At 69.9% G+C, this 13,194-nt stretch carries 12 protein-coding genes; 5 read left to right on the plus strand and 7 right to left on the minus strand.

All coding sequences use genetic code 11. The features are described from left to right. Positions 1 to 61: 61 nt before the first annotated feature. Positions 62 to 718 carry a DUF3159 domain-containing protein gene (locus Vau01_RS07425; RefSeq protein ID WP_308440442.1) on the minus strand — a complete coding sequence of 219 codons (657 nt, stop codon included), beginning with the start codon at positions 716 to 718 and terminating at the stop codon, positions 62 to 64. 97 nt (positions 719 to 815) lie between these two features. Between Vau01_RS07425 and Vau01_RS07430 the strand changes: the two genes are divergently transcribed. Both Vau01_RS07430 and Vau01_RS07435 read left to right on the plus strand, forming a co-directional pair. Then, entirely contained in the window at positions 816 to 1,391 is a 576-nt protein-coding gene (locus Vau01_RS07430; RefSeq protein ID WP_203988489.1) for a TerD family protein, read from the plus strand. A 156-nt stretch (positions 1,392 to 1,547) separates the two neighbouring features. After that, positions 1,548 to 2,660 carry an ABC transporter ATP-binding protein gene (locus tag Vau01_RS07435; RefSeq protein ID WP_203988490.1) on the plus strand — a complete coding sequence of 371 codons (1,113 nt, stop codon included), beginning with the start codon at positions 1,548 to 1,550 and terminating at the stop codon, positions 2,658 to 2,660. Between the two features lie 65 nt (positions 2,661 to 2,725). On the opposite strand, the gene Vau01_RS07440 is transcribed toward Vau01_RS07435, so the two are convergent. Genes Vau01_RS07440 through Vau01_RS07455 form a run of 4 tightly spaced genes read right to left on the minus strand, consistent with a single transcriptional unit; the run spans position 2,726 to position 9,533 of the window. After that, positions 2,726 to 5,497, minus strand: coding sequence for a hsp70 family protein (locus tag Vau01_RS07440; protein ID WP_203988491.1), 2,772 nt, complete (start codon positions 5,495 to 5,497; stop codon positions 2,726 to 2,728). Between the two features lie 23 nt (positions 5,498 to 5,520). Then, positions 5,521 to 6,741, minus strand: a complete 1,221-nt coding sequence (gene rlmB, locus Vau01_RS07445) for a 23S rRNA (guanosine(2251)-2'-O)-methyltransferase RlmB (RefSeq protein ID WP_203988492.1) — start codon at positions 6,739 to 6,741, stop codon at positions 5,521 to 5,523. Further along, positions 6,731 to 8,140, minus strand: a complete 1,410-nt coding sequence (cysS, locus tag Vau01_RS07450; RefSeq protein WP_203988493.1) for a cysteine--tRNA ligase — start codon at positions 8,138 to 8,140, stop codon at positions 6,731 to 6,733. The genes rlmB and cysS overlap by 11 nt, the downstream gene beginning before the upstream one ends. Before the next feature lie 10 nt (positions 8,141 to 8,150). Then, positions 8,151 to 9,533 carry a class II fumarate hydratase gene (locus tag Vau01_RS07455; RefSeq protein WP_203988494.1) on the minus strand — a complete coding sequence of 461 codons (1,383 nt, stop codon included), beginning with the start codon at positions 9,531 to 9,533 and terminating at the stop codon, positions 8,151 to 8,153. A gap of 87 nt (positions 9,534 to 9,620) precedes the next feature. On the opposite strand from Vau01_RS07455, the gene Vau01_RS07460 reads away from it, so the two are divergent. Next, on the plus strand, positions 9,621 to 10,064 hold the full coding sequence (locus Vau01_RS07460) for a DoxX family protein (protein WP_203988495.1): 444 nt from the start codon (positions 9,621 to 9,623) through the stop codon (positions 10,062 to 10,064). Here the strand turns inward: Vau01_RS07460 and Vau01_RS07465 are convergent. Then, positions 10,048 to 11,370, minus strand: coding sequence for a hypothetical protein (locus tag Vau01_RS07465; protein WP_203988496.1), 1,323 nt, complete (start codon positions 11,368 to 11,370; stop codon positions 10,048 to 10,050). The genes Vau01_RS07460 and Vau01_RS07465 overlap by 17 nt on opposite strands. Before the next feature lie 180 nt (positions 11,371 to 11,550). On the opposite strand from Vau01_RS07465, the gene Vau01_RS07470 reads away from it, so the two are divergent. Both Vau01_RS07470 and Vau01_RS07475 read left to right on the plus strand, forming a co-directional pair. After that, entirely contained in the window at positions 11,551 to 12,003 is a 453-nt protein-coding gene (locus tag Vau01_RS07470; protein ID WP_203988497.1) for a hypothetical protein, read from the plus strand. Between the two features lie 210 nt (positions 12,004 to 12,213). Then, positions 12,214 to 12,765 (plus strand): DUF6082 family protein, encoded by a 552-nt coding sequence (locus Vau01_RS07475; protein ID WP_203988498.1) that lies wholly within the window; start codon positions 12,214 to 12,216, stop codon positions 12,763 to 12,765. A gap of 1 nt (position 12,766) precedes the next feature. Here Vau01_RS07475 and Vau01_RS07480 read toward each other — a convergent pair whose 3' ends face one another. Continuing rightward, on the minus strand, positions 12,767 to 12,970 hold the full coding sequence (locus tag Vau01_RS07480; RefSeq protein WP_203988500.1) for a DUF397 domain-containing protein: 204 nt from the start codon (positions 12,968 to 12,970) through the stop codon (positions 12,767 to 12,769). Positions 12,971 to 13,194: the final 224 nt, after the last annotated feature.

A 13,194-nucleotide genomic window follows, 5' to 3' on the forward strand; every position in this document is an offset into this window, starting at 1 on the left:
CGATCTTTCGGCTGTTCAGCCAATAGAACAGCGTCGCCAACGCGAGCCCAGAACGCAAGCGCTAACCCGACGGATGCCGCAGCCCGGGATGATCCGGTGGCAGCGACCGGCGGAGCACCCACCAGCTCGCGGCCAGGCACAACGCGACCAGCGGCCACGAGAGCACCACCCGGGCGGCGCCGAGGGCAACCACCTGGTCGGCCATGTACAAGGGGACGAACACCGCAAGCCGAACGAGGTACTGCCCCACCCAGACCCAGCTGGCCCGCATGTACGCCCGCAGCAGGGCCGGGTCGCGCCGCCACCGGGTCCGCTGGCCGAGCACCAGGCCGACGATGACGCCGAGGAACGGCCAGCGGATCAGGATGCTCGCCGCCCACGCCAACGCGCTCGCCGCGTTCGACAGCACCTGAACCAGGAAGAAGTCGACGGCCCGGCCGGTGTGCAGGGCGATCACGGCCGCGACGGCGACGCCCAGCAGGCCGAGCACGACGGCCCGCGGAGCCGACCCGCGCCGCAGTCTCACGATCGAAACCGCGACCCCGACGGCGAGGGCGGCCGCACAACCCACCGCAATTGCCGTCGAACCCGGCGCGAATCGCTCCGCGATCACCCAGGCGATCACGTAACCGACCCCCGGCAGGGTGGCGTCGACCGCGCCGCGCCGGCCGCCGAGCAGCCCGGCCAGGCTCTCGTCCTCAGGTAAGGCTTGCCTCACGAGAGCTATTGAACCAGTGGCAGTGCCTGCGCGGGTTGGCCCGGGGGGACTAGCCTGGCGGCGGAATACGGCAACCGACTTATCCGAGGAGCCCGCCGTGGCAGTACGCCTCACCAAAGGGGCCAACGTCAACCTGAGCAAGGAGGCACCCGGGCTGACCGCGGTGTTCTTCGGCCTGGGCTGGGACGTCCGCACCACCACCGGTGAAGACTTCGACCTGGACGCGAGCGCCGTCGTGTGTGGCGCCACCGGCAAGGTCCTCTCCGATCAGCACTTCATCTTCTTCAACAACCTGAAGTCGCCCGACGGCGCCGTCGAGCACGCCGGCGACAACAAGACCGGTGTCGGCGAGGGTGACGACGAGGTCGTCAAGGTCAACCTGGCCGGGCTGCCGGCCGACGTCGACAAGATCGCGTTCATCGCGTCGATCTACGACGCCGAGACCCGCAAGCAGGCCTTCGGGCAGGTCCGCAACGCGTACATCCGCGTGGTGAACCAGGCCGACAACGCCGAACTCGCCCGGTACGACCTGAGCGAGGACTACTCGACCGAGACCGCCCTGGTGTTCGGCGAGCTGTACCGCAACGGCGCCGAGTGGAAGTTCCGCGCCGTCGGCCAGGGCTACGCGTCCGGCCTGGCCGGCGTGGCGTCCGACTTCGGCGTCACTGTCTGACAATTCTCCCAGCGTCGATCTTGCGGGTGTGCACCCACAGCCGCAAGATCGACGCTGTGCTGCGCTAGCGGTAACTCGATCTCGCGATTAAGGTGCGGGGACCAACCTTTACTCGGATCGTCCGGCACGTTCCTGCCGGTGAAGGGATGTTCCACCATGGCTACGGTCACCTACCGCGATGCGAGTCGCATCTACCCGGGCACTACCCGCCCGGCGGTCGACTCGCTCAACCTCGAGATCGGCGACGGGGAGTTCCTCGTTCTGGTCGGCCCCTCCGGCTGTGGCAAGTCCACCAGCCTCCGCATGCTCGCCGGCCTCGAAGACGTCGACAAGGGCAGCATCTTCATCAACGACCGCGACGTCACGCACCTCCCGCCGAAGTCCCGCGACATCGCGATGGTCTTCCAGAACTACGCGCTGTACCCGCACATGTCGGTGTACGACAACATGGCGTTCGCGCTGAAGCTGCGCAAGACGCCGAAGTCCGAGATCGACCAGCGGGTCAAGGAAGCTGCGGCGATGCTGCAGCTCAACGACTTCCTCCAGCGCAAGCCGAAGGCCCTCTCCGGTGGCCAGCGCCAGCGTGTGGCGATGGGCCGCGCGATCGTGCGTCACCCGCAGGTCTTCCTCATGGACGAGCCGCTGTCGAACCTCGACGCCAAGCTCCGTGTGCAGACCCGTTCGCAGATCGCCACCATGCAGGCCAAGCTCGGCGTCACCACGGTGTACGTCACGCACGACCAGGTCGAGGCCATGACGATGGGCCACCGCGTGGCGGTGCTGCTCGACGGCGTGCTCCAGCAGGTCGACACCCCGCGTGCGCTGTACGACAAGCCGGCCAACGCGTTCGTCGCCGGCTTCATGGGCTCGCCGGCCATGAACATCAAGACCGTGCCGCTCACCGACGAGGGCGGCAAGTTCGAGAACATGGTGCTGCCGCTCACCCGCGAGCAGGTCGCGGCCGCCCGCGAGGGTGGCGACGGCAAGGTGACCGTCGGGTTCCGTCCGGAAGACACCGACCTGGTCACCGAGGGCACCGGCGGCGGCCTGTCGAAGGAGATCCCCGGCATGCCGATCGTCGTCGACCTGGTCGAGGAGCTCGGCTCCGACGCCTACGTCTACGGCACGGTGGCCCTGGAGGGCCAGGACGAGCGGTTCACGATCCGTACCGACCCGCGCAAGGCTCCCGAGCTCGGCTCGACCGTGTACGCGCGGCCGCGCACCGACTCGCACCACGCGTTCCACAGCGTCACGGGCCTGCGCCTCTAAACTCATTCACCGCGATCGGAGACCCAGGCCCGCACGGGCCTGGGTCTCCGGCGTTTCGCCGGTGGTCACTCGGCGAAGCGCCAGACCTTCCATTCCTTCTCCGCGGCGCAGACCAGGAACGTGGCGTTCCACGAGCAACTGCTCGTGGACACGTTGATCGAGCCGAGCGCGGTGCGCTTGCCGTCGATCGTGACGCCGTCGAGGGCCACGTCGTCGGCGTACGTCGAGAACTGGCGGGAGAACAGCAGCGAGCTCGACGGGTTCACCCGCACGCCGACCGTGGCCTTCGCGTCGTCGGGGATCACCTGGTTGCCGTCGGCGTCGAAGAGCTGGCTGACCGGGGTGGAGCCGTCGGTGGTCGCCAGCACGCCGGTGCCCATCGGCTCCAGCCTGTTGACGCCGGGCGCCGCCTTGCGCCAGGCCAGCTTCCCCGCCTCGGTGTCGACGGCGACCACCTGGGTCGACTTGGCGTCGGACCCGTTGTGCTCGATGAAGCAGAGGCGGTTCTCGCCGCACAGGACCGGCGGCGTGGTGACCTTGCGGGCGCTGTTCGCCTCGGTGAAGATGACGCGGGCCTTGCCCGGCTTGGTCAGGTCGTACTCGCGTACCTGGTACCCGTTGGAGACCACGACCAGGTACGCCTTGTCACCGGCGGCCAGGATCGGGGTCTCCGAGTCGACCTCCACACCGGTCACCGTCCGCTGCTTGCCGCTGGCCACCTCGACCACCCGCATGCCCTGGTCCTTGTCGAACTGGAGCAGCCGCGCACCGTCACCCGGGGTGACCCGCACCTGGTCGCCGCTCATCGACGCCACGCTGGCCTCGTCGCCGGCCTCGACCTTGACGTTGCGGGTGGCCAGCGCGTTGTTCTCGTCGTCGGTGCGGTTGCCGAGGCCCCACTTCTGGTTGCCGGTGCGCCAGTCGAGGCCGCTGACCGACTTGCCGTCCTCGGACTGCACCACGATCGCGGCCTCGAAGAAGAGGACCCGCTCGTTGGAGGTCACGTCGCGCTGCCACTTCGGCGAGCCGTTGCCCGGGTCGAGCACGAACATCGGCTCGGGCTCCGACGAGCTGATCGAGCCCGGGAACAGCACGATGCCGGCCGGCCCGGCGTACATCTTCTCCCAGACGTCGGCGCCGGCGGGCGCCTGCTTCTGCCACAGCCGCTTCCCGGTGGCGACGTTGACCGCGGCGACGTCGACCGCCTTGTCACGCGTCCAGGCGAGGTAGGTGACGTCGCCGAGCGTGTAGCTGGCGACCCGGTCGGGCGAGCCGTCGCCGTAGGGCACGGTGGGCCCGGTGGACTTGAGCGCCACGAAGTCGACCGGCGTCTCGCGGGTGAAGTACCACCAGCCGCCGGCCGCGACCAGGGCGAGCACGAGCAGCACGCCGACGGCCGAGGCGAGCACCCCGGCCCGCTGCCACAGCCGCCGGGGCGCCGGCGGAGAGACGACCGGGAGAGGCGGCGCGGCCATCGGTCCGGGCGGGGCGGACATCGGTTCCGAGGACAGGTACGGCGCCGGCGACGCCGGACCGATCGGCCCGGATCCGGCACCGGTCTGGTCCCCGTACCCGGCCGGGCCGTACACACCGGTGCCGGCCGGGCCATACCCGCCGGTGCCGGTGGGACCGTAGGTGGTCGTGCCGGGCCCGCCGGATACCGGGCCCGCCGCCGGTCCGGACACCGGTGCCATGGCCGGCCCCGACACCGGCGCCGCGACCGGCCCGGAGACCGGCGCGGCCTGCGCGGCGGATGCGGCCGATGCGGCCAACTCCGCGATCGCACCCTCGGCGACCGGCAGTTCCGGCTGTTCGAGCACCGTCGGGGCGATGCCGAGGTCGTGGTGCAGCAGCCGCGCCGCCAGCGGCAGCCGGGACGAGCCGCCCACCAGGAACAGGCCGGCCAACGCGTCGGGGCGCAGGCCGCAGGCGCGGATCACGGCGCCGGTCTCGTGCACCGCCCGCCGCAGCAGCGGCGTCGCCACCGATTCGAGTTCCTCCCGGGTGAGGTGCACCGCGGCGTCCAGGCCCGGGACCGTCACGGGGGCGACCGCCACCCGGGAGAGCATTTCCTTCGCGCCGCGCACGTCGTCCCAGAAGAGCCGGCGGTCGCGCCGCTGCGCCGTGGTGGTGGGGTTGGCCAGCGCCGACCAGACATCCGGACGGGTGCCGGAGATCATGCGGCCCAGGTGCTCGACGAGCGCGAAGTCGATGTCGAGCCCGCCGAGGTCCTCGATGCCGCCGGAGCCGAGCACGGAGAACTGGGCGCCGTCGTTGCGGACGACCGCGATGTCGAGCGTGCCGCCGCCGAAGTCGAACACCGCGAGCGACGACCCGAACGGCACGGGACGGCGCAGCACGTCGGCGAAGTAGCGGGCGGCGCCGACCGGCTCGGGCACCAGTTTCACCGGTGGCCAACCGGCCAGCGCGGCGGCCTCGACCAGCATGTCGCGCCGGCGCGAGCCCCACGAGGCCGGGTAGGTGAGCGCCGCCGGTGGCAGATGACCGACCGCCTCCAGCGCCGCCCGGCCGACCCCGCCGAGTACGGCGGCGAGCAGGTGCACGGCGGGGACCTCGCGGTCACCCAGCAGCACCGCACCCTCGTCGATGCGGCGCTTCGGGTTCGGTTCGTAGCGGGCCGGCTCCACCTGGGCCAGCCGGTGCGCGTCCCGCCCGACGTGCAGGCGGCCGTGCTCGTCGAGGTAGACACCGGACGGGAGCACCGGTACGCCGTCGACGAGCAGCGGCCGGGTGCGGCCGTCCGGCCACCGGACGACCGCAACCGTGTTCGAGGTGCCCAGATCGACACCCATCGCGTAGCCGTGCGGAGCGGTCACCGCGCCGAGATTACGCCCGCTGGTCAACCGCGCCTACGCGCCACCTCCGCCAGCGCCACCGCCGCCGCGACCGACGCGTTGAGCGACTCGATGTCGGACGACATCGGGATGCGGACCCGCAGGTCGCACGACTCGCCCACGAGCCGGGACAGGCCCCGACCCTCGGAACCGACCACGATCACGATCGGGCCGACCGCCGCTTCCAGCGCGTACAACGACACTTCGCCGTCGGCGTCGAGCCCGGCGACGATGAACCCGGCCTGCTGGCAGGCCTTGATCGAACGGGTGAGGTTCGTGACCCGGGCCACCGGTACCCGGGCCGCGGCGCCGGCGCTGGTGCGCCACGCGGTCGCGGTGATGCCGGCCGCCCGCCGCTCGGGGAAGAAGACGCCGTTGGCACCGAACGCGGCCGCCGAGCGCAGCACCGCGCCGAGGTTGCGCGGATCGGTGAGCCCGTCGATCGCGACGAGCAGCGGCGCCGTCTGTTCCAGCGACGCGGCGAGCATGTCCTCGAACGCCTCGTACGCGAACGGCGGCACCTGGACGCCGATGCCCTGGTGCAGCACCCCACCGGTCATCCGGTCGAGTTCGCCGCGGCTGATCTCCAGCAGCGGGATGCCCCGGTCGCCGGCGGTGCGGACCGCCTCGGCGACCCGCTCGTCGATGTCGAGGCCCTGCGCCACGTAGAGCGCGGTGACCGGCACGTGCGCGCGCAGCGCCTCCACCACCGGGTTGCGCCCGACGAGCAGTTCCGGAACGTCCTTCGGCGGGGTGCTCTTGCGCCCGGGCGCCACCCGTGGACCGGTCGGCCGGCCGGGAGCGCGTCCGGGGGTGCGGCTTTGCGCGGCGCGACGCGCCTTCGCCGCGGCCCGGTCGGTCGCCGCTGTGCGCGCGACGCCCGCGGCACCGGCCCGGCCGCCGCCGGTCTTGCCGGCCGCCTTCGACGCGCCGGCTTTCGCCTTCCCGCCGCCGCCGATGCCGCGTTCCCACGCCGTGCCCTTGCCGCTGCCGGCCTTCGGTGCCCGACCCTCGGCGGCCGCGGCGCGGCGTTCCTTGTCCTGCCGCCACGCGGTGCGCTTCGGGATGTCGCCCGTGCCCTCGTAGGCCTTGTGCCATGGGCGTTCCTCGGCGGGCAGGGTGCGACCCCGGCCCTCGAGCGACTGGCGGCGCTTGCCACCGGAGCCGACCGTGGCGCCCTTCTTGCTGGTTGTTCGCTTGTTACGGCGCTGATCGTTACCGGGCATCGACCGTCCACCTTGGACCGTTGGGAGTGTCTTCCACCACGACGCCGGCGGCGCGTAGCTGATCGCGGATGGCGTCGGCCGCCGCCCAGTCCTTACGACCGCGGGCGTCGGTGCGCTGTTGCAGGGCGAGCGCCACCAGGGCGGCCACCACCGGCTCCAGCCGGCCACCCGCGTCGGTCCACTGTGGATCGAGCGGGTCGATCCCCAGTAGCGCGGTCATCGCCCGTACCGAGGCCAGCGCTGCGCGCGTCTCCTCGTCTTTTCCGGACGTGAGCGCGGCATTGCCGTCACGGACGGCCTCGTGCACGACGGCGAGTGCGCGCGATGTATTGAGGTCGTCGTCCATGGCCGTGACGAACTCCGCCGGCAACTCGGTGGCCGGCTCGACCACGCCGACGACCTCGGTGGCGCGGACGGCGAAGTTCTCGATGCGCTGGTACGCGGCGGCGGCCTCGAACAGCGCCTCGTCGCTGTACTCGATGACCGACCGGTAGTGCGGCGCCTGGAGGTAATAACGCACCTCGACCGGCCGCAGGCCCTTCTCGACCAGCGACTCCAGCGAGATCACGTTGCCGACCGAGTTGGCCATCTTGGCGTCGCCGAGCCGCAGCAGGGCGTGGTGCACCCAGAACCGGGCGAACGGCATGCCGGCCGCGTGCGACTGGGCGACCTCGTTCTCGTGGTGCGGGAACCGCAGGTCGAGCCCGCCGCCGTGGATGTCGAACTCCTCGCCGAGGAACCGCCACGTCATCGCCGAGCACTCGATGTGCCAGCCCGGCCGGCCCGGCCCCCACGGCGACACCCACTGCGCCTCCGGCGGCTCGTCGGCCTTGGCGCCCTTCCAGAGCGCGAAGTCGCGCGGGTCGCGCTTGGCTCGCTGCGGCGCGTCGGTGGCGGGCTCCATCTCGTCGATCCGCTGGCCGCTGAGGGAGCCGTACCGCTGGAACGAGCGGACGTCGAAGTAGACGTCGCCACTGCCGTCGTCGGCCACGTAGGCGTGGCCCTTGTCGATCAAGCGCTTGATCAGCTCGTGGATCTCGGTGATCACCCCGGTGGCCCGCGGCTCGTAGGTGGGCGGCAGGACGCCGAGCTTCGCGTAGGTGGCGTCGAGGATCTTCTCGTTCGTGTAGGCGAGCGCCCAGAACGGAACGTTCTTCGCTTCCGCCTTGACGATCACCTTGTCGTCGACGTCGGTGATGTTCCGGATGAACGTGACCTCGTAGCCGGCGCGCAGCAGCCAGCGCCGGAGCACGTCGTAGTTGACCCCGGAGCGGAGATGACCGATGTGCGGCCCGGCCTGCACGGTGACCCCACACAGATAGACACTCACCTGGCCGGGAACGCGCGGCGTGAAGTCGCGCACCGAACGGGTAGCGGTGTCGTAAAGCCTCAGGGTCACGCGTTCTAGGTTACGGGTGCGTCATGCGAAGAACATCAAGGGCCTCGTCGAGCTGCTCCTCTGTCAGCTTCCCGTCCTTGATGTGCCCGCGCTCGACCACGATCTCGCGGATCGTGCGGTTCTCCTTGAGAGCCTGCTTCGCGATCGAGGCCGCCTCGTCGTAGCCGATGTACTTGTTCAGCGGCGTGACGATCGACGGCGATCCCTCGGCGTATCCGCGGGCCACCTCGATGTTGGCCGCCAGGCCGGCGACGCAGCGGTCGGCCAGCAGCCGGCTCGAGTTCGACAGCAGCCGGATCGACGCCAGCAGGTTCGACGCCATCACCGGGATCATCACGTTCAGCTCGAAGTCGCCCTGGCTGCCGGCGAACGTGACCGCGGCGTCGTTGCCGATGACCTGCGCGCACACCATGCGCACCGCCTCGGGCACCACCGGGTTCACCTTGCCCGGCATGATCGACGAGCCCGGCTGCAGGTCGGGGATCGCCAGCTCGCGCAGGCCGGCCCGCGGCCCGGAGCCCATCCACCGGATGTCGTTGACGATCTTGTATAGGCCGACCGCGATCACCCGCAGCTGCCCCGACGCCTCGACCAGCGCGTCGCGCGCGCCCTGCGCCTCGAAGTGGTTGCGCGCCTCGGTGAGCGGCAGGCCGGTGTCGGCGACCAGCCGCTCGATCACCCGGGCGGCGAACCCGGCCGGGGTGTTGATGCCGGTGCCGACGGCGGTGCCGCCCAGCGGCAGTTCGGCGAGGCGGGGCAGCGTGGCGCGCAGGCGCTCGATGCCGTAGCGCACCTGCGCGGCGTACCCGCCGAACTCCTGGCCCAGCGTGACGGGCGTCGCGTCCATGAGGTGGGTGCGACCCGATTTGACCACATTTTCGAACGCCGACGCCTTCGTCTCGAGCGCGGCGGCGAGGTGGTCGAGGGCCGGGAGGAGATCGGTGGTCACCGCCGCGGTCGCGGCCAGGTGGACGCTCGAGGGAAAAACGTCATTGGACGACTGTGAGGCGTTCACGTGGTCGTTCGGGTGGACCTTCCCGCCCGTCGCGGCCGAGGCGATGGACGCCAGCACCTCGTTCATGTTCATGTTCGAGCTCGTACCCGAGCCGGTCTGGAACACGTCGACGGGGAAGTGCCCGTCGTGGTTGTTGCCGGCCACCTCGGCGGCGGCGGCGACGATCGCGTCGGCGATCGACCGGTCGAGCACACCGAGGTCGGCGTTGACGGCGGCGGCCGCCCCCTTGATCTGGGCCAGCGCCCGGATGTGCGCCGACTCCAGCCGCTGGCCGGAGATCGGAAAGTTCTCCACGGCGCGCTGCGTCTGCGCCCGGTACAGGGCATCCGCCGGAACCTTGACCTCGCCCATGGTGTCGCGTTCGATCCGGTACTCCATGGCCTACATATTGCCTTGCGCCGTCGTGTCGAAATCCGCGGGCCTGCTCCGACGTCCTGGTGACACACCGACACGATGGAGGAAGCCATGACCACTCTCGCCACCCGCCGCACGTCCCGGGTCGCCAACATCGCCACCTGGGTCGTCCAGGTCGTGGTCGGCCTGATGTTCGTCGGCGGCGGTATGGCCAAACTCTTCGGCGACCCGACGATGGTCGACCTGTTCGACGAGATCGGTGCCGGGGACTGGCTGCGCTACTTCGTCGGCGCGTGCGAGGTCGCCGGGGGCATCGGGCTGATGATCCCGTGGCTGTGCGGGCTGGCGGCGGCCGCGTTGAGCGCGCTGGTCGTCGGTGCGATCGTCACCAACGTCGCGGTGGTCGACGAGAACCCGGCGCTGCCGATCGTCTACCTGGTTGTCCTTGCCGCGATCACCTGGCGCCGGCGCGACCGCCTCACGCCCCGCGGTCTCATGCCCCGCGGTCTCATGCCCCGCGGTCTCATGCCCCGCGGTCTCATGCCCCGCCGGTAAATGAATTGAAACCGACCGTGCGACCGCGGCCGAGCACGACGCCGGCCTGGTGCACGCCGATGACCTCGGCCCCCGTGCCGAGGTCGAGGCGCACCTGGCCCGACCCGCCGTCGAGGGCCACCACGCGCTCGGTCGCCGCGTCGGTGATGAAGATCGCGTGCGGCGTGACGCCGACCTTGGCGCTCGACTGCACCGGACGGGCCCAGGCCTGGCCGCCGCCGTCGAGGCGGATCGCCCGGATCTGCTTGCCGTCGCCGGCGCGCACGATCCCCACCTCGCCGTCGGTGCCGAGGATCGTCTCGCCCGGGTTGGCCACCGCGAGCTCGCGCCCGTCCACCGCCGACAGGAGCACCTGCCGCTGGTCGAGCCGGGTGGCGATCAACACCGTGCCGCCGCCGGGCGGGTCGTTCCGGGGTTCGCAACCGGCGCCGCCCGTGGTCCTGAGGTCGTAGCCGTCCTTCTGCCAGAGCTGCTGGCCGCCGCCGGCCTCGCGACCGGAGACCACGATGCGGCACCCGTTGCTGGCGACCGAGCCGGCCACCCGCACCGTGCGGTTGGCCGCCACCACCACCCGGGAGTCGTTGGGGACGTTCTCCTCACGCACCTTCCGACCGGCCTGGGTGTCGAGGACCTGCAGCTTCCGGTCGGACAGGTAACCGAGGTAGCGGGGCATCGGCTGGGGGTCGGCGTTGCGGACGTCGTTCCATTTGTCGTCGAGACTGCGCGGGCCGACCCGGCCGGAGTTGTCGCCGTTGATCGACCGGATGGCGTTTCCGGTGGAGATCTTCCAGCGGACCTCGCCGGTGTCCGGGTTCCGGTTGACGATCGAGCAGCCGCTCTTGGGGCAGTCGACGGTGAGGACGGCGTCCCGGTAGGTCCAGGCGCCGTCGCCGTCCGGGTCCGTCCACTTCGTGGCGCCGCTCAGCGGGTCGACGGCGTCGAAGCCCTTGCCGTTGACCTTCGAGATGATCACCACTCCGCCGGACGACGGGCCGGCCAGCGCCGCCCAGTCGGTCTCCTTGCGCCACTTGAACTCGCCGTTGTTCCGGGCCCGGGACTCGACCATGTCACCCATGAACGCCACCACGGCGGTGTCGGTGATGCCGGCGGCGTCGGGTTGGCCGGCGACCCGCTGGGTCCAGGCACCCTTCGGCTCGGACAGGGTGCTGGTGCGCTCGTCGAGCCAGCCCTTGAACTCCAGCCAGGGGTTCCACTTGAGGACGATCGCCAGCGTGACGCCCAGCGCGATGATGCCGAAGCAGCCGAGGCCGGTCTCGATCCGGCTGCCGACGCTCCGCTTCGCCACGCTGATCACGCTAGCCTCGGAGGCGATCGGTACGGGTCAGCCCGAATGGTCCGTGTCGATGGCTATTGCCCGACGTCATTCGTGGCGGGTCACCGGTCCGGCCAGGCGATCACGCCCGGTCAGGTGCAACCGGGGCGTTCCGCCCGCACCACGCGGCCGGCCGGCATACCGTTCTCGCCCATGCGGACCCGTCGCATCGCCATCGGCTGCCGCCGGACCGGGTGGGCCAGCACGGTCGCGAGCGCTCCGGACCCCCTCCTGGCCCTCGACCTCACCCTGCAGCCCGAGCCCGGTTGGACCACCTCGCCCGAGTCGCCACTGCCGTTCCGGATCCCCGGCACGACCCAGGCCTCTCGGATCCCGACGCCGTCGGTGCCACCTTCCGGCGAGCGGGATCTCACCCTGGCCGACCTGACCATCGGCCGCCGCAACCTCGCCTGGAACGACAATCCCGGCTGGCCCAACCACCTCGAGATCGACTGGACCCGGATCGCCCGCGGCCACACCCCCCGCCACGCGAGGCGCCGCCTACGGGCACTGCCGTACCGCGCCTTCACCTGGACCGGGGCCGGCATCCTCACGGCGGTGCTGCTGACCGTCCTCATCACCACAATCAGCGAACTGATCAAGTGATCGATCCGCCCTTCGGCGATCAACTCCTCGCTTAGGCGAGCAGCTATTTCATACTGTGGTTCCGGGATCTCCGCGATCTTGGTGTTGGCCATGGAGATCTTTCCAGCGGTGTCTGAATAGTTTCTCGGCGCACGAACCGGAACGCCAGACGACAGGGGCATTCATCCCTCACAATGAGTCTCTGGGGAGGGTTCGACTCGAGGAATTGCCATGCTCAATGCCAAGTTCCGGTGGCTGCTGCGCGGAATACTCCTGGCGGGCGTGCCCGCCACGATCATCGGTTCGATCATTTACGTCTCGTGGAAGGACGGCGCTGCTGATGCTGCCAACGTCCTAGCGACAGGCCTGTCCACCCTGGCCCTCCTCGGTGTGGCCGCCGCCCTCTACTTTCAAGCGCAACAGACGGAAATATCACGAATTGAAGCAGCAAGTAACCATCGGGCTGACTTAATTCAGTTCGCCATCAACAACCCGCGGCTACTTGCCTCCTGGGGCTTCGACACGAGCAACGCGGCGAGAGCCCAGGTGGAGGCCTATTCGTCCATGGTCTTCACTTACATGTGGATGGCATACGGCCTCAAGAAGTTGACTGAATCAGAACTCCGCTGGACCTGCGAACGCATCTTCCGGGACGAAGAGATCGCGCAGTGGTGGCAGACCGCCGGATCCATCTTCCACGAGAGCGAGCGGAGGATCGGCCGGCGCCAGTTCGCCCGAATCGTCGACGAGATCCACGCCGGCCGCCTTCAATCACGCGAATAGGCTAGTGCCCGCCCACGGGCGCAACCATTCCCGCCTTGATTGCCTCAAGAAAGCTCATCCACTCAACGCTTCCGAAGGAGAGAACGTCGCCGTCTCGGTCTTTGCCATCGCGCACGAGAACGCTGTCCACCGACCTGGCGACTTCGACGCAAGCACCCCCGGTGCACCTTTTAGGCGATTTGAACTTAATGTCCGGTACAACCATCAAAGTCTCCTTTGAAGTTGGCGCACAAGCAATTTACCTTGAGTGTTCGCCGAAGCCTATCGATCTTTCTAGCGATGCGACGTCCCGTCGGTCAGCGATGTCGATCACCGGCTGACAACGGCGCAGATCAGGCATGGAGGCTGATGATCGACTTAAGCCGAACCCAAGCGACACCCTTTCGCAGCGGAGCATAACGGCATGCAGGCCCGAAAACGGGCAGAGTC

Source organism: Virgisporangium aurantiacum, assembly GCF_016863635.1.
Taxonomy (GTDB): Bacteria; Actinomycetota; Actinomycetes; order Mycobacteriales; family Micromonosporaceae; genus Virgisporangium; species Virgisporangium aurantiacum.

What these genes read in the sequence shown, in the direction of transcription:
- Vau01_RS07475 (WP_203988498.1), top strand. Translation starts at nt 12,214, where the DNA reads ATGCTCAATGCCAAGTTCCGGTGGCTGCTGCGCGGAATACTCCTGGCG.
- Vau01_RS07455 (WP_203988494.1), bottom strand. Translation starts at nt 9,533, where the DNA reads ATGGAGTACCGGATCGAACGCGACACCATGGGCGAGGTCAAGGTTCCG.
- rlmB (WP_203988492.1), bottom strand. Translation starts at nt 6,741, where the DNA reads ATGCCCGGTAACGATCAGCGCCGTAACAAGCGAACAACCAGCAAGAAG.
- Vau01_RS07435 (WP_203988490.1), top strand. Translation starts at nt 1,548, where the DNA reads ATGGCTACGGTCACCTACCGCGATGCGAGTCGCATCTACCCGGGCACT.
- Vau01_RS07460 (WP_203988495.1), top strand. Translation starts at nt 9,621, where the DNA reads ATGACCACTCTCGCCACCCGCCGCACGTCCCGGGTCGCCAACATCGCC.
- Vau01_RS07470 (WP_203988497.1), top strand. Translation starts at nt 11,551, where the DNA reads ATGCGGACCCGTCGCATCGCCATCGGCTGCCGCCGGACCGGGTGGGCC.
- Vau01_RS07480 (WP_203988500.1), bottom strand. Translation starts at nt 12,970, where the DNA reads ATGGTTGTACCGGACATTAAGTTCAAATCGCCTAAAAGGTGCACCGGG.